Source organism: Chamaesiphon minutus PCC 6605, assembly GCF_000317145.1.
Taxonomy (GTDB): domain Bacteria; phylum Cyanobacteriota; class Cyanobacteriia; order Cyanobacteriales; family Chamaesiphonaceae; genus Chamaesiphon; species Chamaesiphon minutus.
Window position 1 is genome coordinate 423,065 of the sequence record NC_020053.1, and the last position, 23,587, is coordinate 446,651.

Consider the following 23,587-nt stretch of genomic DNA (forward strand, 5'->3'; position numbering starts at 1 on the left):
TTCGTAGCCGCTCCAGCAGGTTATTTACTTGGTTTAAATCCTTTATTTTACGGATCGTTTATGAAAAATAAGGAAAGAAACAAATCCTCAAAACCAAAGCGAGAACTCAGAAAAATCAAGCATAAAGGTTTTGGCAAAAAGAAGAAGCTGCTTTACCCTCTGGAAACTTCTACACATTTGCAAAGTATCATCAACTATACCCTGCCAAATGGGATTCAAGTTGGTGCTTTGTTGATGAATGTCAGCGATAAAGTAGACTATCCAGAATATAAATTGCGATTTATTTGGGAATGCCCAGGCATTCACGATGACTTTGGCGAAGTAGCAGCTACATCTATCCTCAACTCGATTTCAGCTCTGGGACATCAATTACCCATCGGTGAGAAATTGCGCGTTGAATTTCAATCATTCTGCGATCGGAGCGATCGGCTCAATGAATTAATCGCCCAATTTGAAACGGCATCGCCCCAATCTCAGCAGTTAATCGCTGAGGAAATGGTAATTTTGCAAAATCTCGATACTAGCGGTCAACGTCGCCCTCACAAAGTGTTCTTGATGGGCACTTTTACACCTGACTTGGGAGCGCGAGAGCAAAAGCTAATTGAGAAAGTTATCAAATTCGGCTCTCTTTGGTATCACAGGTTGTCAGGCGCAATCGAAGAAGTTCGCCAGCAAGTAATCGATGCGATTCTTCTCAATGCTTACGAGCAGGGCTTTTTAGAATGGTCTAATCTATTTAGAGATAAACTTCAGCTCAAAGCCACTCCTTTATCTGGTGAAGAAGTATGGCAGCATTGCTGGAAAGAGCTAAATCGGTTTAACGATCGGGCGGAAGGACTCGAACCAGAGCCAGCACCACAAATTATCGAATTTAATCTCCAAAACGGGACTGTTGGGGAAAAAGTGCGGGTGCGACTGCATCCAACTACGGTGATGATGCGTTACCCATCTGCGGTTCCCTCTTCTAACCGCGACCACATCAAAGTCGATCGGCGATATGTCGGTAGTCTGCTGCTGAAACTTCAACCCAAAGTTTTTGAAGAAGTGGGTAATGAGTCGTACCAAGAAGTTCAACTGCATTATCTATCGAATTTAATGGCAGTCAGCTCGGCTTATGATTATCGAATCGTGCTAGAGCTATCGCGTCCCGAAGAGTTCGGCGTTCGCTACAACAACCAGCAACTCATCCGCCAGAATCATTACCGCAAGAAAGACATAGAGGAAAAGGGAAAAGTTGTTGACGTTTTGGCAGACGAGGAAATGAAAGAAGCCCTGGAAACAGAGCGGATGCTAATTAGTGGCGATACGAGTGTTGAATTTTCGCTCTGTATGTTTGTCTACAGAGAAACTTTAGAGCAAATGCACTTTGCCGCTCGTGACTTTAGCTCGCATTTTCGATCGCCAGCAATCCTGCTATTGGAAGTAGATACCTCTGATTCGCTGTGGGTATCATCGCTACCATTTTATGCCAAATCGATGTTAGTTGATGTCCGCGACAGGCGCGATCGCGAACGCCCTGAAATCGTGGCTGCTTACTTTCCATTGGTAACGACAGTTAATGCTCATAAATCTGGCATCGAATTTATTGCGAATAAGGGTGGTTCGCCCGTCTATTTCGATCCCTTCACCCACATGGGACATTCCGCCATTTGGGGTAAAACGCGAACTGGTAAAACTCTATTTGCAGCATTTAACATTCACAAATCACTGAGTCAAGAAATTCCAGTAACAATTCTCGATCAGCCGCCAACCAAAGAAGCGAGTTCGTTTGAAGCATTTACCAAACACATGGACGGGGCTTACGTCGATGTGTTCAACGATTCCCTTAACTTCTTTGAAACTCCCCTCCTAGATGAAGATATCGACCCCGATGCCCGTCAGGATATGAAAAGACAGAACGAAGATTTTATCCTCCAAATTCTGACTTCAATGGTTTTGGGCTGGAAGGGCGAACTTCCAGGAATAAGCAGCACTAAAGTGATTTCGATGTTGACAACCGCGCTCAAAAACTTCTTCAAAGACGAGCGGATTTTGATTCGTTACGAACGCGCCATTAATGGAGGCATTGGCTCTAGAGCTTGGCAAGATTATCCGGTACTGTCTGACTTCAAAAAGTTTTGCACGATCGAGCGCATCGATCTCAAAGATGCAACTCCTAGCGACCTCGATACTCTAAGCACGATCCAGCAGCAGATCCAACGGTGGATCGATGGCTCCTACGGTAAGACTATAAATTCTCCCAGTACCGTCAAACTCGACAGTCCGTTAATGACGATCGCCATGCGGGGAGTCAGCAACAACGATGATGCTGCTGTATTCGGCACAATTATGTACGCAGCGGCAATGCGGCGAGCCATCGGTTCGGCGAAAAAGAAGGGTTCGTTACTATTTATCGACGAAGCCTCGATTACCTTCGATTTAGCTCCGCTCTCACTGTGCGTTGGGCGGGTTGCAGCCAACGGACTCAAAGCGGGAATGCGCTTGATGATTGCCGCACAAGAGCCGAGCAGCGTGTTTAACAGTGCGGGTGGCAAGAAAATTAAGGACGCACTTTCATACCACCTCATCGGCAGAATTGGCGATAGTCTGTCCGAGTATTGCGATCCCGAATTGCTAGGAGTCCCTGAAGCATTGGCATTAAATAATGCCAGAAAAGATTTTGAGCCAGACAAAGCCACTTGCTCTAGCCAGTGGTTGCTCAAAATAGACGATCGGTTTACTGCCGCGCGAGTATATCTCCCGCCTTCGTTGGTGGCTCTGACAGCCAATAATATCGACGAGCAGCAAGAGCGTAGAGCGCGCATGGCAGAGCAAAACGGTCGGCTCGAACAATTAACCCTTACCCATTAAGAGGTAGATTTTGACGAAACATTCATTATTACTCGCGATCGCAGGGAATATTATCTTGTCGATCGTCGCGATTTCTGGAGCCAATGCTGCACAGTTACAGCCACAAATGACGCTTCCAGATTCAATCGCTCCTGGCAACATGATTGTAGATCCTGCCATACCGCCAACATTCAATCCCCAAGGCATTCAATCGATCCTCTCCAATCCTGGCAATCTTACTAATGTCTTTAGCGGCATTATCTCTGCCTTTCCAGGATTAGATCCGAATATTGCTTCAGCTCTGACAACTGCATCGCAATATGCACCGATCGCTCAAAGCGTCCTGGCGGGACAGGCACCTACCCCAGCACAAATCGGACAAGTTGCCGGGGGGATGAATGGGGGTACTGGAATTGGGATTAACTTTGGTGCCTGGGGACTAGATGCAGCGGGTCAAATCCAAGCATTGAATCCCGATGGCAGCGTCAAAACCGACGATCCGACAGGCAAAATGGTTGCTTATCAGGCTTCTAACATGATTAACGGCAAAGGTTTCGATACTAAAGCTGTCATCGCTCAATTGGATTTAGCTAAAGCTAAGTCTGGATCTAGTGTTGCCGAAGCCAATCGCCAAAGCACCAACAAAGCAGTTTCTTCGATTATGAGTGCGACTGGTGATGCTAGTAATTCTGCATTGGCGACTGGTGCCGCCCAAGCTAACATCAGTGCCCAAGCAGGTAGCAGTTTCAATCGCATGGGCGCAATGAATAATATGCTCTCCCAAAATCTGATCGTAGGTACCAATGCAAATACTATCGGTCTTGGTCTTTTATCTCAAGGCGAAAACCAAGCCAAGCAAAACGCTCTGGTACAACAGCGGAGTATGGCTGAGGACGAGCAAAAACGAGTGGAGGCAGATCTCGACGATCTCCAGATTAAATATCTAGAAGCTAGCCAGTTAAAAGCTCGCGCTCCTTGGTGCTACAGAATGAACACTTGTCCCCTCTAGTTTATCTATTTAATCCAATCGCAATCTATTTAAGATATTTTTTTCATCTAGATATCTTAAATAGATGAACAAGATTTTAGTTTAGAGGCCACAGTTATTATGCTTGTCGATTTTCCTAACATTACAATTTTAGCATCAACAGATCCCGCCGTAATTGCCGATCAATATCAAGCAGCTTTAAACAAAATCATCGCAATGTTCATCACTGGGGATGCTTCAGCGATGACCGATACCTTTTGGGCTGCAATAGTAGAGCCATGCAAACTTATTGCTGGAATTGGCGTTTTGTTTTGGCTGATACCGATTTTGCCAGATCTATCTCTTGATAATCTTAAAAATCACTTGCTCAGGATTTTAATGCTGTTGTTCATAACATTTATATTCATCAACAATGCTTACCCAGCGCGTGTTTTTGCTATTGGGAACTACGCCATGATTAAAGGGATAGATAGTGCCATAGCGGACAACCTAAAACTGCTTGGAAATGTCAATGCCGATCTTGCAAATCTTAAAATTGACAATCAAAAAATTAAAGCCATCAGCAATCAAATCCAAACTTGTATCAAACTACCGAAGACGATCGCCGATCCCGACCCCGCCAAGCCTGGAAATGTTATTCCAAATCCAGCATACGTCCAGTGTGGTAAAGATGTTAAGACAATGGTCGTACAGGCTAAACTATCGATAAATAACCCAGAAATTGTCAAAGAATTAGCTAATACCGAAGCCAAACTAAATGCGATCGTTGATGGCTATGATTACAATAGTGCCTGGAATCAGTTTGTTACTTTTGTAAACGACCCTGATAAATGGATACGTAATAATCTTTTCGGGTCTATCCTAGATGCTTGGTCTTACGTAATCAATCAATCAACCGACGAAAGTTTTATTTTATCCATTCTTGCTTTACCGATTTCACTTGCATTCTCATTTATAAATACCAAGCCATTCGAGATTTGGTTTGCTTCATTATGGGGATTGGGCATATTCAAGTTTTCATTGACGATTCTAAGTGGTTGTGTTTCGTTTATGAACGCAAACTTAGTTGGTGGTACGCCAGTCTGGGGCATGGAGTTAAGTTATGCCCTCGGTGCGCCAATAATTGCTGGAATAATTGCCAAAGGTGGCGGAGAAGGTCTTATAGCACTAATGGCTCAGGTTTCAACTGAATTAACCGGACTGATGAAACCTTCTGCCAAGTAATTCATTAAAAATCATATCATCTGCCATTAGCTCGCTTTACTATTAAACATGATGAAAGTCAGACAAATTTCAAACTTTATTCCGCCTAGCGATGAGCCGTCATCAGCAATAGTTATCGATCGGGAAATTGCCGATTCCGCGCAGCGGACGCTACGCGAACGACAAGAAGAATATCTTGTAGATAGTTCGGCAACAATTAGCTCAAAAAATATTATTACTGGCTGGAAGATTGCCACCTTTGGGCTACTCGTTGGCAATGCTCTGTTTGGAATAGTTATTATCGGCATGTTATTTGCCGCCATCTCACGATCGATGCCGACATTCATTACTCGTGGTAATGGTGAAACAGAAACACTCGAATTCTTTACGGGAAACGATCGCTCGCCGACTTTAATAAAATTCTTCGCTCAAAAAACAATGAGCGGTATTTATACCTGGCGAAATACCTTACCGGAACAAGGCAATATTCCCGATCCTGGTATTGCTGTTGAAGGCGGCAGAAAAATTCCGACTACTGCATATCGCTATACTCTGGCCTTAGAGCCAGAATTTGCGAACAGTTATCGCAAAGCATTAAGCGAGCTGCAATCGATCGTGCAAGGGAATGGCAATAGCGCGATGCAAACTGCATACATCGTCGAGCAAATTGGCGAGCCAGAATCTTTAGGCTCTGGTAAATGGAAGATTAAAGTTGCTGGTACTCAATTAATTGTCAACAACAACAATGAGCAACCGAGAAAACTCAACATTAACGTCGAGATGATTGTCAGAGCCGTGGTACCACCACTTTTATCAGAGGTCACTAGCAAATATAAAGATATCGGCATTGCCAAAGCCGCTCAAATAGCTCGCGCCGAAGGCTTAGAAGTTATCTCGATTACAAACATCAAGTAAGTTATTTACTCTACAACATCAAGGAATAGTTAAATGTCACAGCAAAAGTTAACCCTCGAAGAAGTGTCTAAAAATATGGGAATACAATTGCCAAAATCTGGCGATGTATCACCAGAATCGCAAACTAAACCCGCTAGTGCCGCTGAGTTACAAGAAGATTCACAGGCACCAGAAAGAAATCCAAAGCTCCAGATCCTATTAATTGGATTGGCACTATTTAGCACTCTAGGCATTGGAACTATGCTGCTATTGTGGGGTTTAGGCAGCGCGACAACTCCGCAAGTTGCCAAAAAACCGGATTCTCTATCGAGCGAACAAGCTACTGCATCGACTCCAGAACAGCAAAAAGAAGTTGCGGACTTAAAAACTAAGCTGGTGATGGAACAGCAAAAATCAGAAGCAGCAAGACTCGCAGCACAGCAAGCAAAAGCTTCATCGCCAAGTCCAACCCCAACCCCCAGCTCCTCTGCATTAACAACTCCAGTTGCTACTGCTAATGCCACCAAACCGATCGAAAAGATGCAGCCTTCAGACAGCGACAGGGCACAGTTAGCCTCTTTACAACAGCAAAAACAACAGGAAGCAGCCCAGTTAGCCTCTTTGCAACAGCAAAAACAACAGGAAGCAGCCCAGTTAGCCTCTTTGCGCCAATCTCGCCAACGAGAGGCATCACAGCCTATAGCAGCTCGACCCCAGCCAGCTAGCGAAAAAAGTCAAGCTTCGCTCCGAAGCCAGCGAAATGGCAACATAGCAAGAACTTTTTCACCACAACCTGCAAGAGTCGTCCAACGAAATCAGATCGCCGCAGCTCAAATACCAAAAATTAGTCAGCCTACAGTTGCTCCACAACCCAGACTCGACTGGGAGCAAGCATCAAGCTTAGCTAATTATGGCGGTACTTCTGGTGCTGACTCCAGCATCAAGCCAACAGATCGCTCCTTCGCGCTTACTGGAAACAGTGCCATGTCACCCGTTCTCCGCTTGCCAGTCGGTCAAGTAGTCTCTGGAAAGCTGGTCACACCTTTTTACACATTAATTTCTGATGGGGGCGGGATGTCTCAAAACGCCAAGGCTTCAGCAACAGTGACGATCGACAAAGCGGTCGAGGTCGGTAGTGGCTGGCATCTACCAGTTGGCACCGCGATCGAATTCGAGCTACAAATTGCCGATAACGGCATGATTCAAGCAGTATCGAAAAAAGTTACCTATGGCAATACTGAAATTGCCATCCCGCCAGGAGCATTTAGTATCACTGGTAACGACAACCAACCTCTATTCGCCCAAATCAAAGAAGTTAACGGTTCGCAGCTTGCCGCAGCCGATACCCGCGCTGCAATCTTCGGTGGTGCGGCTGAACTTGGTAACGTCTTGGTCAACAGTGGCAATAGCAGTACTGTCACTGTCGGACTGGGTACGACGATCGCCACTCAAAGTAATGCCAGCCCTAACATTCTCGGTGCTTTAGTTAAAGGTGCTTTTAGTCCGCTCGCTCAAACTCAAATCAGCCGTGCCAACACTATGGCGAGCCGAGTGGACAAGATGAGTAAAGTCGGCTACTTACTTCCTGGAACCCCAATGCGCGTGTATGTCGCCCAAGCTGCAACGTTTCAACTTCCTATGGACAATAGTAACCCTCCTCAAACGCTAAGTTTGACCCAAAATTACCAACCCACTCCAGAGCCAAAGGTTGCTCGATTGGATAACTCAGCTACTTCATTAATTGTAGAAACACCAACAGATCCAGAAGTGATTCAGTCGGTCACTAATTCTGGTGGAGCGAATGTTGTTGCACCCAATCCTTTCTACGTTTCTCCACTCCAAAAACCCAGCCCATCGCCCCAGTATGTAAGAACTCCAACCCAGTCGTCGATCCAGCCTCCAGCGATCGAATCTAACTACACGACTGCCCCTGCTCGACCTCAAGTAACTTCAAATCAGCCGCTCGATCGATCTCCAGCAATCGATCCCAACAACACAACCGTTCCTACTCAGCCGCTAGGAACCCCAACTCAGCCATCTATCCAGCCTCAAGCTATAAATCCCGATTATACAACCGTTCCTACTCAGCCACCAGGAACCCCAGTTCAATCCTTTACCCCTCAACCTCCTACTATCAATCCTAATTATCCGGCTGCTCCAACTCAACCGATAACCGTACAGACTTCCCAAGGCAATTATGTTATTAAGTAAAATGCCAGTTTTGGTATTAGTTTCACTTTTACTTCCTACCGCTGCTGTTAAGGCTAGTACGGTGTCATTACAAAGAGATCTAGTAATTGCCAATGTATCCGAGAATACAGGGCAATTACTCGATTGGTCGGCAACCGATCGCCGGATCGAACGAATATTTTTTGACAATCCCGAACGCTTCCGAGATTCATTTGTAATTACTACCGATGGTTGCACAAACAATAAATGTGTCAATGCTTCACTTTTAAATATTAGTGCCCGTCCTGGGGGTCGTTACCCTAATGGTTCGCTCAAAGTAATCCTCAACGATCGGGCAGGTAGAAAGCGTATTTTGACAGTGAATGTAGTTAAGGTCAAACAGGTTGACGATAGCGTGATGACATTTTCACCCGTTGCGATTCTCAGTCAACCCAATTATCGACCGCCGCAATTTTATAACGATCGGCCTGTTTATCCAACTTCCAATCGAAAAGAGACGGCAAACTCAAATTCATTTTACATAAACAACTCAACAACTCGCCGCTAATTAGGTAAAGCGATCGTCCTTCGACGCGATCGCGAAGCGCGCCGAGGCGGTCGAGTATCGATCTTAAGCAGGGGCTTTTAAGAGATATGAATCAGCATGTTTTACAGCAGATGGCAGTTTACATTCAGGCAATAATTGTCTTTTTAGTTGTTTTAGGAATATCTTTTGAATTGTACATTAAATTAGCTAATTTGAGACGCAACTACATTCCAAAAAAGCGATGACAAATCAAATAAATATGAATCAGCGAAATTGGCAAGTGTTTCAAATTTACGCTCTTAGAGCCATTGTAATTTTAGGTTCTCCAGTACCTAATGTGCTAATTAAATGAGAATCGAGGCAGTACAAGAGAAAGAAAATAAAATAAATATGTCAAAACTGCTGACGAGGAGAGGAAAAGCAAGATAATGAAGAGAGGAAGAAATAGTAAGAAGAGCGGCGGGCAGGGCAAGTGGCAACAAAAAAGGAACTCAAGCTACTAACGGAGCTATTAGGAATAGAAGGAATGCGAGTAGAGTCGCAGCGACAATATGAAGGAATAGGCATCATCTTACAGGTAGAAGCAATAAAGAAAGAAAGCAAATGCCATAGATGCGGAACGAAGAGTAGTAGCTTACATCAGAATAATAGATACATAGTAAAAGATTTGCCGTGGGGAGAGCAGCAAGTTCACCTAGAAATAAACAGAAGACAATTTAAATGTAAAAAATGTCAAAAACCATTTAGCGAACAACTAGAATTTGTTAAAGGCAGAAGAACATATACTTCAAGACTAGCTAAAAAAATCCTAGCAGAAGCACTAGAAGGAGATATTCAGAGCGTAGCTAGAACAGGAGTAATGACGACAGCAGAAATAGAGAGAATAATTGAAGACGCAGCAGCAGAGCTAAACGGAGAAAAGCCAACGGATTTAAGAAAACTGGGAATAGATGAAATAGCAATGGTAAAAGGACAAGGAAAATATTGTGCAGTATTAGTAGATATAGAGCGAGGAAAATTATTAGCAATAATCGAAAGCAGAAAGAGTGAAGAAATAGAGAAAATCCTGAAAGGATGGGGGACAGAGGTACTGGAAAGGATCGAAGAAGTCAGCATAGACTTATGGAAAGGGTATAAAAGCTTAGCGATAGAAGTGATGCCTAATGCTCAAGTAGTAGCAGACAGATTTCATGTAACAGCGCAAATAAATAGTGAGTTAGATAAGCTGAGAAAACAAGAAAAAAGAGCGATAGAGGCTAAACTTAAATCCGCAAAGACATTAGAGCAAAAGAATGAATACACTCGGCAATTGGCAGTAATAAAATCGAGTAAATATGCGCTGCTAAAAAATGAAAAAGAGTTAAGAGAGGAGAAAGAACAAGAGAAGCTCAAGCAGGTTAGAGAAGAATTTGCCAACATTAGGGCAGCACATCTACTCAAAGAAAAATGGAGAGAGATAATGGAAAAAACAACATCGTGGATGAGAGGACTATTGAAAATTAGACATTGGCTGGTAAGAGCCAAGCAGCATTTGCCAAATAGTTGTGGCACAATCTCGCGATGGTTAACAGAGATAGTTGCTTACTTTGATGAGCGAACTACTAGTGGTGTAGTTGAGGGAATTAATAATAAGATTAAGCTCATCAAGCGTACTGCTTATGGCTTCACTAATTTCAACAACTTCCGAAACAGATGCTTGCTAACTTGGAGATTCAATTATTGATTTAGCACATTAGGTACTGGAGAACCTAATTTTAGTATGCACAGGTGCTTTAATTAGTGCTGTCTCTGGAATGTATGGTATGGCGCGTTACTTTACTCCCAATAATCAACAAACAACTAAATAAATGAGAAGTCAGACTTTTAGACACTACAGATCGGAATCTATCGGGCAATGGTTTTATAAAAATCGTCTCACGTTCTTCAAGGTTGCAATGAGAACGGCGATCTACTCGATGATTTTGATGTCTTTTTACAACATTTTCACAGGCGGCTTGAGTGTTTATCTATTTCTAAAAGAGGCTGTATTTCCTATTTTTAACGAATTAATGTAGCGTGAATTGTTTCCTATTTTTAATGAGGTAATGTAGCATGAATTTACGCAATCTTTTTATAGCTATTACGATCGCGAGCGGTTTCACACTTCCCGTTCGCGCCGAAGGAACAGATTCTCAATTGAGTAGCGAACAACTAGCTGGAGTCAAAACAGCACTATCTCAAGCGACATTTGCCAATAGTCCGCCAACGACTACATCCGCAGTTTATGTTGCCGATCCCCGCATCCCGCAAATTCCTAGTTTTTCATACACTGTGGGGACGCCACTTGCTAAAGCGGTTCCAGGGGCAATGGTGTCGATGATGGGGGCGAGTAAGTACTCTCCCCAGTCGGCAACTACAGATTCGGGAGGCGATCCCAATGCCTTTGCCAACGCTAAACTAACTGCCATGCCTTTCCTCGGCAAATTGCCCTTTGCTTCTGTCGTCGCGGCAAATCCCCAGCTTGCAAACTTAAAAGTAGGAGACGTTTTTCCAAGCTGGGGCGCAGCCGATCCATCTAAATCGATCGCTGATATTGCCAATAGCCCACTGGGGCAAATCCCTCTCCCTACTGAAGTTCTATCCAATACCCTAACATCAAACCTTCCTGGCATTACCACCACCTTATACGGCGATTATCCTGGCATCGGCAAACCACCGCTAGATCTCAACAATTTAAGTGAGACGGTTTATGTTGCGGATTTACCTGGTGTTTCTAAATTATCCTGGGACAATTTTATAAAAATCGACGCCATCCCAGCAGGATTGACGCTGCTAAAATTCGATCTGCTCCATTCGGGACAGAGAGAATTAAGCGTTGCTAATGGCGATAAAGTTGCTGCCGGAAGTAATAAAGAGCCGAATGCTCCCTGTAAAAACTGCGATGCAGTCGAATTGCTCAGTGCCGTAGCCTCCGATAGCAATCTAAGCCCTTACAACGGGACGATTTCGCCAATTGGCTTGCAGCTTAAAGGTGGTTATGGATTGCTCGGCGATTTGCTTACTGCGGCTGGGGTTCGGGAGGATTCGGGGTTTGAAGTGCCATACATCGGTTTTGACGGCTGCGGCTCGAAATGGTCTGCCAGATCTCCCAATATCCAGGGTGGGACGATCCAACAAACCCTCAATTTTCGCTATTGTTTCACTCTGCCATTTCTTGGATTCCAGGCTACTCCCTATTTTTTCCCATTGCCGTTGCCGTTGCCAGCTAACGAGAAGCAAGCCAATTTGTTATTGCCAATGAGAGTTAAACCCGTTGCCAATAAATTATTACCATTGCCAACGGTACCAACGCCTCCATCAATCCCTTCGACTCCTTCAATAGCTTCAGTTTCACCATCCCCAAACACTTCATCTGCTCCCACCATTCCATCTGCTATTGGGATTGACAAAGTAGCCTTATTTGGGAGTGCAACGAAGAACTCATATAGTCCGACTTTAAATATTTATTCCGATGGGGGATCGTCAGCTAAATTAACTGTAGGCAGCACACTTATTGCATTCGATCGTCAGCATATCTCCCAAACTCGACGATCGTTATAAGTAAATCGAAATACTCTGTATCCCACTTATCCGATGAAAAGTTTAAAAAGATTGACACCAACATTTACATTGGCAGCTTTACTGGCAATAAGTGGGGTTTCCATCGCAATTCCAGTAGCAAATTGGATTGGAAGTAGAATTAATACTCCCACTAAATATTCGATTGCTACAGATATTTCTTCAACTCAAGAAGTAGAGAGAATAGTCGAGCGCAGCGTCTACACTTCTAAAGATTTTGCGGCATCACAAGTCGCTAAAAAGATTCTGGCAGCACAGATTGAAAGTGGCGGCACCACATTTACGATTTATCGGTTTAATTTTCCGCAGACTTGTGGTAAAGCAGGTTGCTTGCATGTCGTAGTAGACGAGCGCGATAAATATGCCAATTCCCTACAGTTAATCGATTTACCAGATAAATCATTCCCTTTTGCAGCTATTAAAAAAGATGGTTGCTTCAACGTCCGACAACCAGTAGATAGCGCGATCGATAATTATGAAATATGCAAGCGTAGTTAGCCAGATTCCCAGTCCGTTTCCAAAGGTACCGAAGTTAGATTCCTCTCTGATGACTGTTTTAGGGCTAGGGGTTCTGTTCGTCATCCTCAGCATCATTCAGAGCAGACAAAAGAAACAAGGAAAAACGGCTACCGCAAGGTGGGCTACTCCAAGCGAGATTCAAAAGTGCCGCAAGCTGGCTAAAAGCGCGATCCGCAGGCGTAAATTCGATAATGCCGCCTACTATATCACCGAACCGATCGGTGTCCCTGTAAGCCGCCCAGACCGCATTCTGGGGCGAAAGTCCGGCGCGAGTATCATGTTTCCCGAAATCAATCGGGGGATGCTAGTCTGCGGTGCTACTGGTTGTGGCAAGACTGACAATATCATCAATCCTTGCCTACATTCGGCGATCGCTCAGGGAATGTCGATCGCGTTATTCGATGGCAAGGGTCGTGGCGGTCAATCTGAGACGTTAATTCCGCTCGCACTCAGACATGGATATGAGGTGAGAGTTTTAGCTCCAGGCGACCCGATTTCCAACACTTTTAATACTTTTGACTCGATTAAAGACGAGCGAGATGTTGCTGGGGCACGGGAGCGAGTAGCAGTACTAATTGACAATACCAGCGAAAAGGATGCTAAGAAGGACTCATTCTTCGATCCTGCGGGATCTTCGGTTTTATCTGGTGCTTTCTTACTAGCTAAATGGGTCGCCAAAACCGAAGGAGATCCGCTGCTTGCCAATATTCTGATGGTGAACCAGATTCTCAAATTGCCCGATTTATCCAAGCGATTGCAAGCCTGTCGCGACACCATCGATCCCTGGATATATTCTGAATTTGGAATCCTGACAGCGACGAGCAAAAAAGCAAGTCAAAATAGTCCCGAAGGTAGTATTTTGGCAACTGCGATTAAAATGCTGGCTCCGCTGGTAATACCGAATTATCTCCAGACGTTTTGCGGTAAAACCACATTTCCAGGCTTCGACCCTCAAGATCCGCTCAAGGTCGATGGCAAGCAAATGGTCGTGTTCATGCTCGATCCCGACAATGTAGCTAGTACCGTGCCATTAATTGCGATGGCAATTCACCAAGTCGTTGCTTATAACCTCAGAGCTGGGAGGCAAGAAGCAATGGTGGTCAGTCTCGACGAGTTTCATTTACTCAATTTACCCATCGTTCTAAAATGGTTGGCTGTCGATCGGTACAACGGATCTTCAATCATCATCGGTACGCAATATCTCAGTCAATTAGATGCCATCTATGGCAAAGATCGAGCTAAAGGCTTTCTAACTAACTGTAATACCAAAGCATGGTTTAACCCTGGCGATCCCGATACCGAACAAGCTCTCTCGAAAGCATTCGGAGAAGAAGAACTCCAATTAAAATCAAACTCTAAGTCTTATAACTTTGGTAAAAATAGTGGTAACAGCCGTTCGGAGAACGACCAGCTACATAAAAAGCCATTGATTGAAGCCCATATTATCGGTCAATTTCCTAAAGGTAAATGTATCATTCAGTCTCCAGGAACGGGAGATAAAGATAACGTTAGTATTCCTTTCGTCCATCAGTTTAGTTACGATCCAAAGCAAAGTAAAGCTTTCAAAGAACGTTCGATCGAGGATTACAATGCTGTTAGAGAAATCATTTGCGCTCACAACAATAATTCTCCTCAAACTTATTTTAGTCAAGAGCTGCATCGTTACACAGAGATCTTAGAACGACTATTGACACTGAGGTCTGAACCTGAAACTGCGAGCAATTCAAAAGTAATTCTCAATCCTTTACATGTGATTGGATTCAATATTTTAAATTTGTGTCAAGCAGCTAAATTCGATCTATCTAACTACACGATCGAGCCTCAAAAAAAATATTATGTCCCTGACGATTTAATAGTCAATGGTGACATTAAATCTCCATTAAGTTATCAAGATGTTATTAAATTGCTAGAATATACAAGAGATCGGGACGAGCAACCGCCGCCGCCCATCCCCGCCGCTACGGGCGTGAATCTCTAGATATTATCGTTAGGGGTTGGCGGGGATTAGGCTTGCGGCTGTCATATTTTTACTCAACTTAAATTTATGCTAACTACACCAACTTGTTGGGATCGAATCTACGTCAGAACAGATAAACAATGTCTATTCGCGTTAGATTGTGGCAGTCCCTTTTATGTCGAGGTCGATCCTTTATTACCTCAAACATATATCTCTATCCATTTAAACGATCGACTGATCTATTTCCACGATCTAGAGGCTAAACGAACGTTAGTAGAATGTCCGATCGGTATGGCTATTTATAACAGCCATAAAAAGCAGCTTGAGGATATGAACGAAGAAAGTGAGTTTGACGATCGATGCAAGATACCTTTTCACTGGCTATGCGATGGCGACGGACAAAGGATCGTGCTTAATATCGAACGTGATGATGGTAATTATGATGGACGACCTCTTTATGTGAAGGGACAATACGCGATCGATATTGTCGAACAAGCTGGATATTCCAATTTTTATGACTGTTCTTTAGCTGAGTATATTGGAATGCCGTTCGATCCAGAGAAACTATATTTTATCCCACCACATTGGGTCGAAGGTGAAATTGTCGATCTGTCACCGTCAGGAATACAAGATATTGTCGATTGGAATACCACTATAGATATTGGCAATATATTTGTCGAGAAAGATCCGACAACTGGTTCTGATACTTTTTGTGTTATTGGTAGTGACATCGAAAAGTCTTTAGAGGTAGCAGGTATCGATATGGGTTTCGATATCGAAGATGATAAAAAGTACTATATTCCTGCCGACTTAACAGTCGATGGACGAGCAAGATCGTTTAAAACCGATGATATTTGCCATTTAGTTGCATACAACAAGAAAAATACTAACCACCGTGCTCCGTTCTAACCTTTAGATCGGGAAAATAGATGCAGGAAACTTATAGCCAAATTCACAGTCAATCGGAACGGTCATCTCAACAGCTCAACCAAGCAGGAGCTAGTGCATTTGCAAATTTGATGGCAGCATTAGTAAAGCTTTCCAATCGGGAGAAAAAGAACAAGACCAAATCTAAAAAACTTACAGTAACTCGTACAAATCCCTCAGAAGCACGTTCTGTCGAATCGGCTACAGCATCTCGCACAAATTTACCCGAAACAACTATGGATTCTGGAGTTAAAGTTACCCGAAAAGATTCTGACAATCCCGATCTTAGTCCAGAGCAACAGGCGGAACGATCGATCGAGCAGTTAAATAGCCGCTTGGCAAATCAGAAATCTTTCAGTCGCGAAATCGATGTTAATGGAACTAAATATAAGTTTGACAAGCAGCGTAATGGGTCGATAAGCATCGAATCTAAAGATTCTAGGTTATTTGCCAAACAGGGAAAATCTCCATTTTTATTCGCTCAATCAGAAAAACTTACATTTACTGGTGATAAACAAAAAATAATTAAAGATTTACCAAATATCGTCGCGCGGGTCGAGCGCGAATTAGATTTAGAAAAACCGAAGCAGATAAATAATCGAAATGAAGTCCTATACGGATACGACTCAAATAACAATTTCATTGACAATAAATTATCTCAAAAAGATGCTCAAGCTGTCCTCGATTTGATGGGTAGCAAAGAGGGAACTACTATCGCAGGAGGAGAGAACCTGCTAATCGAATACGATGGCAAAAAGCTGTTTGAAACTGACGCTCAAGGGGTGGTAACTCATAGTGCTTACGATCGTGACCCCGAACTCCTCAGCAGTATTAAGCTCAAGGATGAGAACGGACTGACAGAGCTTACGAATTACGCCAAACGCATGGCTGCGACTCCAGATCGTGAGGCTAAAGGCAGTAAGGTAGAAGTCAGCAAAACCAACCCCAAAGCTGAATTAGTACCCGAACCACTTCAAGCAGCTACCCCAGTAGCACCCCGATCCCCGATTGGAAAAACGCTCGATCGCGCCGAACCTACAACAGAGGTAGATCGAACTCAGACATCTACTGTCGTTTACGATCGAGTATTAAAGTCGGAGTTTGATAAAGTTAAGCCGAAAAGTGAAAAAACCGTAAATATTGATGGTGTAAAATTCAGACTCAACCGTCAAACTCAAAGAGGAACGCGCTCCATCTTCGTTACTCCAAATGAAGGTAGCAAATCTATTCAGATCGGCAAACTAGATAAAGACGGTAAATTTCAGCCAGCTCCCAAACTTAACGATCCAAACGTCACCAAAGCTCTAGAGAAAGTTTTGGTGGCACGAGGGATCGATCCTCAACCAGTCAAAGAAGCCCAACAACTCGAAGTAGCCGCTCGATCGAAAGATCCCAACTATTTACCGATCGCTAAAGAAAACGCGCCCAGCCCTACGCCTAATCTTAGCAACTCTCCCGAATTAGCAACTGCTGGTAACGCTCCAAGTATCAACACACCCAAACCTAAGCCTAAGAATAAAACTAACGCCCCCGAACAAGCTACCACCACTGCTAACGCTCAGACAGTTACCCTGCCGACTCAAGGCGAAAATGTACTTAACTCCACGCCTGACTCTAGCAATAACTCTCCACAGTTCGCACAGGGTAGCCCTGAGAGAACTCCTGCACCTGCCAACGCTCAGACAGTTACTCTGCCAACTCAAGGCGAGAAAGGAACCGTAACACTGCCGACTAACGGCGGTAATTCCGAAAGATCGCAGCCAGAACCAGAAGTATCACCAAGCCGATAAATTCTTTAATAGTATTACAAAAATGAATAATTTAGATAAAACTGATACCGTAGATGTTGCCGATAAAATACAAGATTACGATCGTCAAAAAGGAGATTGGATTTCAACCTATGGCTCTGAATTACTTCGAGCATCATTAGTAGCTGGTTACACATCCGATCGTCGATATGTAGAGGAAAGGGTGAAACTCGAACATCCAGATTTTCTAATACACACCCACCGATCGATAAAGAAAACCGATGCAGATTTTCTAATATATATCGATAGCTCAATCGAGAAATCAGATAGTCCACCAGCATATTGCTTGAAAGCATGTAGTGAAATAGTCGGTTCTTATTGTTCTGAGGATCGCTGGGGGGACAAAGATTACTACTTAACTATCGACAATTATCTGGGTGAAAATAAGATAGTTAAAAAAATAATAGCTCCTACTGAAGTTATCGAAGCTAAATCTAATTTATTCGAGGATGTTAAATTAGATTCTAAAGAATCTAATTTAAGTATTGAAGAAAATAACAATATCCTCAATAGCTATGAATCCGACAAGAGAGATTGGATCTTTGATTTTGGATCGGACTTATTACAGTATTCGATCGTTAGCAATTATGAATCAGACATTAGATATGTTTCAGAGCGAGCTGCAATCGAGTATCCTGGCTTTCACCCGTCAGAATCACAGCATCAAAGAACTGATAGTCCGCCAGAATATTGCTTAAAAGCATGTTTGCGGGAGGATTTAGAATCTTATGTTTCCCAAGCGAAATTCCATTTGCATGATGATTACTACATCACTATCGACAATTTCTTAGGTAAACATCAGATCGTCAAGAAAATTGATGAGCTGCCAAGAACCACTGAAGTTAAATCACTTCATCAACAAGAAACGAAATCTCAACTGCCAAAACTTTTTGCAATTGCCACAATCGCTAGTCTATACGGCTTTATCTGGGGCATACCTCTATTTTCTACATTAACACAACACTTATCGCCTGCAAAAATATCTCCAGCGCGTCAGGCGATGCTACATAAATTATCTGTTTTACAACCTTGACCAAAACATGTCCCAGCCAGATTTCATCCAACTAATAACCCAACACCGGATCGTCCTAGTGCGCTGCAATCCACTCGATCGCGAATGGATCGTCAATACTCATCTAAGCGACTGTCAGCGGTGGCGATTAAATGTGGCGATTGGCGACGATTCTCTCTCTTCGCCGTTCCCGCTGCTGCTCGATGCCATCCGTAATGTAAGTACGAGTGGCGGCAATTTCATCTTCGATAATTACTTGACATTCGTCGCCACGCTCGCGCCCTGGGAGCGGCAATTAATCTACGAGCAGTTCGCCGATCTCTACTCTCTGTGCCAACATCAATATCGGATCGTGCTGTTGCAAACAGACGATAGCGTATTGCCGCTCGAACTGGCGCGATTTGTCTATGAGTACGCCTGGAAGTTGCCCACTATTACGGAGATTACTGAGTTATTTAGCCAATACCACTTCGAGCCAAGCGATCGCAATCTCAGGCTGGCATCGGGGCTAGCTTATCAAGATTTGAAGCTCGCGCTCCAGCAGTCGAGCGAGAGTTCGGAGCCAGAAATATACTTAGAAACATACCGTAACGCCCGTTTATCTCTAATGGGCGTTAAGTACGACCCGCCACCAGTTTTTAAAGAAATTGCGGGTTTAGATGAGCTTGTCGCCGCCATCGACAAGCTCAAATTTAGATTCAGCCAGCGAGCGATCGACATCGGGCTACCTTACCCCAAAGGTTGGCTCTTAGTGGGCATACCAGGGACGGGGAAGACTTACTCGGCAAGGTCTATTGCCTCTGCTCTGGGCTACCCCATGCTATCGCTAGAGATCGATAAAATCAAAGTTGGCGGTTTGACTGCAATGGCAAGGGTTTTGGAGATCGCTCGCGTCTGCGCTCCGTGCATTTTTTACATGGATGAGATCGAGAAACTATTTACCAGAGATGATAAACCGCTACTTTCATTGCTATTGACTTGGCTTCAAGATAAAACTTTCCCCGTTTTCGTCATCGGTACTCTCAACAGAATTGAAGATTTACCAGTTGAAGCCACACGCGCTGGAAGATTCGATACTGTCTGGGAAGTCGATTCTCCAGATGCCGAATCTCGTTTAAATTTATTCTTACTATTTCTCAAACGATTCGATGCTAGATTCAAAGATAGTATCGTTTTTGATAAGTACGAATGGCAAGGTATTCTCGACGAAACGATTGAGTATGTCGGTGCCGAAATCGAGCAAATTGTCGTCGATACAGTTGCAAAAGTTAAGGAGTGCGACCTTAATGCAGAAGTGACAGCAAGAGATTTACTTGAAGAGGCAATGCAGTTTAATTGCATCTTCAACCGTAACTCCAAACAAATCGTGTTAATGCGGAATTCAATCCGCGAGTTAGCCAAGCCCTCTCATTCAAAAAAACAAAGTATTCTGGCACCTCGAAATATCGATCCCTACAGCCCTCCTAAAGTAAGTTCAAACTAAGCTTTAATAATCAAATGGTTACAGCTACTAACAAGAATGATAGCAATCCTGGTAAGTCACCCTTTACCACCTATATCGATGCTATCGATCGAAAACAAGCACTGGATAATATCGACAAGCTCGTTAATAGTCGAGAACTATCTACCGATGATGAAATTTATGATATTACTGGGACGATCGCTCAAATTGAAAAGATTAGCGAGTATTTAAGCGTGGTTACTTCTGCCGTACCTCAAGCACTTGGACTGCTTTTAGACGAAGAACGGCAGCAGCGTCAAACAGAAGCTACAGCTATCGATCTCAAACAAGAAGAACTATTTGAAAAACTTGCTAAAGATCGCGACAAATTACACAATCTAACCAAGCAAGCAATCGAGCGTAGCGGTCGGAATATTAATACCAAGCTTATCAGTTTATGTTGGGGTTTAGGTGGATGCTCTATCGGCGTGGTAGCAGCATCATTGCTAGCATATTTTGCCATGTTCCCTCAACAATTAAGATTAGCCAGAGGTTCGGATGGTGCCATGCTGGAATGGTTGAGTACTGCCGATGGTAAAATTCTCCGTCGTGCGTTTGTATCTGGCAATAGCTCTGTAGAAGAGTGCATCCGTAAAGGGTTAAAAAAGACTGGTAAACCTGTTTGTATGCTGGAGCTTAAGTGATATGAGGAGTTCTAAAAAAGATGAGCCTGTGGAGCAAGTAGAAGCAATAGGAGAAGCAAAAATAGACGACTCTATGGAAACAACCAAAGTACCAGAACCACCAAAAACAGACGATTCAAACATCCCAACATTACACCTTTCCAATGGATTTTTAGGAGGAGCTGGAAAATCTACTCTCGCCCGTCTATTTTGTGAGAGATTTATTAAGCTCGGTCGCGCGTTTACCTTAGTTGATGCCGATCCTAATTATAATGTAGCGCGAGCTTATGACAAAGAAACCGTGTCTCTTTGGCAGCAAAAGGATATAAAGTCTTCAGTTAGCTCGACGATCGGCAGTCGCTTCGGTCGATCGTTAGCAGATAAAGATGATGCTAAAAAGTCGCCAGTAAGTTCAAACATACTTAGCGAACAAATTATCTTCTCTAAAGATACTAAATTCAGCTATTTAGGCGATCGACTGTTCGATATAATATACAGTTTAAAGCAAGATATAATTTCATCTTTGCCAGCAAATGATGGAATCGATCTTTGGCTAGAAAGTAATAATATTAACGCACTTATGGCAAGCGAGTCACCGCCGTTTAGAGTTGTAAATTGGTGGTGCAGCTTTGGTAGCGGTACATCGCAACAAATGTTCGTCGATTTTGTTACCAAATATCCCAACCTGCACCATGTCTGCGTATTTAACTTAGGCATAACTAGTGCTGTTCCTAACTGGGATAGGTTCGATCCGTTACCTCTGCTAGACAAATTTTCACAGGATGGTAAAGTTAAAATTGCTAACATCCTGCCTTGGCTCGCCGATCCGGCAATTCTCGAAGCGGTAGATCTCGGCACTCCGTTACATGAAATTGTGAAGAATGGCTATAACGGGAAGCAACTCAATCCAATCGTGAAACTGAAAATAGATAAATGGTTGGAGAATAACTGGCAATCTTTTAGAAATACGGGGCATTTGCTTTGATTAATTATGTATCGTCAGGGGGAGAACTAGTCGATCGCGCTTTGCAAACTTTGCTAACGTGCTATGGAGCTTCATATCAACGGCACATCTTTCCCGCGCTCCCAGATTGGCAACTAGACGAGCTGTTGTGCGATCGTCAAGTTCACGCTCTGATGTCTGAGTGCGATCCTCTCAAATTTCATCTCTACCTAGATCGTCTCCCGATTAAAATCGATACTCGCGCTCACTGGTGGCAAGTTCTACCACCGTGTCACAAACAGATTCAAAAAATCGTCTCCTTAGTAGTAGGATTTAACAGTAAATATAAATACTTGAAATACAGCTTTTTCTTGAGTCAAGCTTATGAAGCATCTGTTTGGAAGACTATTTTTACTAGAGTAGAGCCGCACGTATTAAAGGCAATCGATCGAAAAGACATCCTATTTAGACTAGCCGATGTCAATCTTCATAAACTTAATTACACATATTATAATCGACAGATTCGTAGTTGCCTAGTTTATCCCCGTTCAGATCGCTATACAAATGCCAAAGTTTCTGACTTATTGTTAACAGTCAGCCAAATTCATCCTTATTTTTATTATTGATTTTTAGATTCTATGATCGCTAGACATTCAAAAAAAAAGATTAAAGAGTTACGCAAGAGCGATCTTGCCGACAAAATTATTATGGAGCTGCAAGCTGAGAGATTAAAGAACGAGCGGATAAATCAAGCTCGCAGACATCGATTACTTGGTGAGGTAGTTTCCAACCTGATGCAGTTAAAAGTAGTCGATTCTAATACGATCGAGCGGGGTTTAGATTTTTACTTGATTAGTACGGTCGATCGAGATTTATTCTCGCTTCCTCCCCGCAACAATCCACAAATTTAGTTTGAATCAAGCTGGTTTTAGCGAAGCGGTGACTGTCCGAACCGATTGCCAGCAGCTCACAATCGAAGCCAGAAAATTTCGGAGGTTCGGACAGTCAAAAACCAGCCGCCCCGCAGGGCAAGAATCTGTGTACATGCTTTTTATTCGAGCAGTTTAAAATAATTTTCAAGCCTTATAAAAGACAGCGGTTAACAGCTAGATTCGATTTGTTTAAAAAGTGGAATGCTCCGTTTAAATTATATAATTTATCGAATTTATCATCGCTATTATGAACAACTCCCAAAAAAGTTATGGAGCTTCACAAGATTTCAATTGCTTGGCACAACTCGATCCTAAATATGCTGAGTCTTATAATATTGGTTATTCGAGACGTGAAAACCTCAAGAATGTTTCGGGAGCATTAGCTGACTTCGATCGTGTCATTAAACTCTATCCTGACTCTGCTATCGCTTTGACAAACAGAGGTATTCTAAAGCACGAAGGACTCTATGATGTGGAAGGAACCTTGGCAGATTTCAATCGCGCACTTGCAATCGATTCAGACTGGGCAATTGCTTATAATAATCGTGGCGTTGTCAAGTATATCGATTTTAATGATGTTCCAGGGGCATTAGCTGACTTCGAGTGTGCCATTCAAATCGAGCCTGAATATGGTGGTGCTTATAACAATCTAGGCTTTGTAAAAAGCAGGAAGCCTAAAAATGTTGAAGGGGCTTTAGAAGATTTTAATCGAGCTATTCAAATTAAAGCTAATGCTCTCAATTATACGAATCGTGCCTGTTTAAAAGCCGATAATTTCCAAGACTTTCAAGGAGCTTTTGACGATTTTAGCAAAGCTATTCAATCTGATGACAGTCATCCCTTTTCATTCCAAAGCCGTGCTTGGACGAAGCATTACGATCTCAATGATTTTCAAGGTGCGTTAACGGACTACGATCGGGCAATCGAACTCGACCCTATTTAATCGAACTCGACCCTATTTATGCTTTTGCTTTTGAAAACCGCGCTCATCTGAGCTATTTTAAACTTAATAGTATATCTAGTGCCATTTCCGATCTTACCCAAGCTGCTCTCTTATTTAAAGAACAAAAGAAGCTAAAAGCTTATCAGAGGGTGATGGATAATTTGAAAATATGGGAAAAGAAGTGATTTTAAGCTG

The 23,587-nt window shown here is 43.2% G+C and carries 19 protein-coding genes; all 19 read left to right on the forward strand.

What is annotated here, in order from left to right; genetic code table 11:
- Nucleotides 1–60: 60 nt before the first annotated feature.
- A complete protein-coding gene (locus CHA6605_RS30860) occupies nt 61–2,850 on the forward strand; it encodes a hypothetical protein (RefSeq protein ID WP_041550382.1) in 2,790 nt (929 codons plus the stop codon).
- Nucleotides 2,851–2,860: 10 nt separating this feature from the next.
- A complete protein-coding gene (locus CHA6605_RS35325; RefSeq protein WP_015329098.1) occupies nt 2,861–3,838 on the forward strand; it encodes a hypothetical protein in 978 nt (325 codons plus the stop codon).
- A gap of 99 nt (nt 3,839–3,937) precedes the next feature.
- Complete coding sequence (locus CHA6605_RS30870; protein WP_015329099.1) at nt 3,938–5,041, forward strand: hypothetical protein; 1,104 nt, start codon at nt 3,938–3,940, stop codon at nt 5,039–5,041.
- 48 nt (nt 5,042–5,089) lie between these two features.
- Complete coding sequence (locus CHA6605_RS30875) at nt 5,090–5,935, forward strand: hypothetical protein (protein WP_015329100.1); 846 nt, start codon at nt 5,090–5,092, stop codon at nt 5,933–5,935.
- A gap of 33 nt (nt 5,936–5,968) precedes the next feature.
- Nucleotides 5,969–8,125, forward strand: coding sequence for a hypothetical protein (locus CHA6605_RS30880; RefSeq protein WP_015329101.1), 2,157 nt, complete (start codon nt 5,969–5,971; stop codon nt 8,123–8,125).
- Nucleotides 8,112–8,651 (forward strand): hypothetical protein, encoded by a 540-nt coding sequence (locus CHA6605_RS30885; protein ID WP_015329102.1) that lies wholly within the window; start codon nt 8,112–8,114, stop codon nt 8,649–8,651. The genes CHA6605_RS30880 and CHA6605_RS30885 overlap by 14 nt, the downstream gene beginning before the upstream one ends.
- A 505-nt stretch (nt 8,652–9,156) precedes the next feature.
- The gene (locus tag CHA6605_RS30890; RefSeq protein WP_015158531.1) at nt 9,157–10,353 is read left to right on the forward strand and encodes an ISL3 family transposase; all 1,197 of its coding nucleotides are present in this window, start codon (nt 9,157–9,159) and stop codon (nt 10,351–10,353) included.
- A gap of 368 nt (nt 10,354–10,721) precedes the next feature.
- Nucleotides 10,722–12,209: a hypothetical protein gene (locus CHA6605_RS30895; protein WP_015329104.1), complete on the forward strand. Its 1,488-nt coding sequence runs from the start codon at nt 10,722–10,724 to the stop codon at nt 12,207–12,209.
- 33 nt (nt 12,210–12,242) lie between these two features.
- Nucleotides 12,243–12,725: a hypothetical protein gene (locus CHA6605_RS30900; protein WP_015329105.1), complete on the forward strand. Its 483-nt coding sequence runs from the start codon at nt 12,243–12,245 to the stop codon at nt 12,723–12,725.
- Nucleotides 12,703–14,724 (forward strand): type IV secretory system conjugative DNA transfer family protein, encoded by a 2,022-nt coding sequence (locus CHA6605_RS30905; RefSeq protein WP_015329106.1) that lies wholly within the window; start codon nt 12,703–12,705, stop codon nt 14,722–14,724. The genes CHA6605_RS30900 and CHA6605_RS30905 overlap by 23 nt, the downstream gene beginning before the upstream one ends.
- Nucleotides 14,725–14,790: 66 nt before the next feature.
- On the forward strand, nt 14,791–15,612 hold the full coding sequence (locus CHA6605_RS30910) for a hypothetical protein (RefSeq protein WP_015329107.1): 822 nt from the start codon (nt 14,791–14,793) through the stop codon (nt 15,610–15,612).
- A 20-nt stretch (nt 15,613–15,632) separates the two neighbouring features.
- The gene (locus tag CHA6605_RS30915) at nt 15,633–17,420 is read left to right on the forward strand and encodes a hypothetical protein (protein ID WP_015329108.1); all 1,788 of its coding nucleotides are present in this window, start codon (nt 15,633–15,635) and stop codon (nt 17,418–17,420) included.
- Between the two features lie 22 nt (nt 17,421–17,442).
- Nucleotides 17,443–18,471 (forward strand): hypothetical protein, encoded by a 1,029-nt coding sequence (locus tag CHA6605_RS30920; RefSeq protein WP_015329109.1) that lies wholly within the window; start codon nt 17,443–17,445, stop codon nt 18,469–18,471.
- Nucleotides 18,472–18,478: 7 nt separating this feature from the next.
- Nucleotides 18,479–19,933 (forward strand): ATP-binding protein, encoded by a 1,455-nt coding sequence (locus tag CHA6605_RS30925; protein WP_015329110.1) that lies wholly within the window; start codon nt 18,479–18,481, stop codon nt 19,931–19,933.
- Nucleotides 19,934–19,947: 14 nt separating this feature from the next.
- A complete protein-coding gene (locus CHA6605_RS30930) occupies nt 19,948–20,595 on the forward strand; it encodes a hypothetical protein (protein ID WP_015329111.1) in 648 nt (215 codons plus the stop codon).
- Nucleotide 20,596: 1 nt separating this feature from the next.
- Nucleotides 20,597–21,559 carry a nucleoside/nucleotide kinase family protein gene (locus tag CHA6605_RS30935; protein ID WP_015329112.1) on the forward strand — a complete coding sequence of 321 codons (963 nt, stop codon included), beginning with the start codon at nt 20,597–20,599 and terminating at the stop codon, nt 21,557–21,559.
- Nucleotides 21,556–22,143, forward strand: a complete 588-nt coding sequence (locus CHA6605_RS30940) for a hypothetical protein (RefSeq protein ID WP_015329113.1) — start codon at nt 21,556–21,558, stop codon at nt 22,141–22,143. The genes CHA6605_RS30935 and CHA6605_RS30940 overlap by 4 nt, the downstream gene beginning before the upstream one ends.
- A gap of 12 nt (nt 22,144–22,155) precedes the next feature.
- Nucleotides 22,156–22,428, forward strand: coding sequence for a hypothetical protein (locus tag CHA6605_RS30945; protein ID WP_015329114.1), 273 nt, complete (start codon nt 22,156–22,158; stop codon nt 22,426–22,428).
- A 268-nt stretch (nt 22,429–22,696) separates the two neighbouring features.
- The gene (locus CHA6605_RS30950) at nt 22,697–23,392 is read left to right on the forward strand and encodes a tetratricopeptide repeat protein (protein ID WP_041550387.1); all 696 of its coding nucleotides are present in this window, start codon (nt 22,697–22,699) and stop codon (nt 23,390–23,392) included.
- The last annotated feature ends 195 nt before the right edge of the window (nt 23,393–23,587 follow it).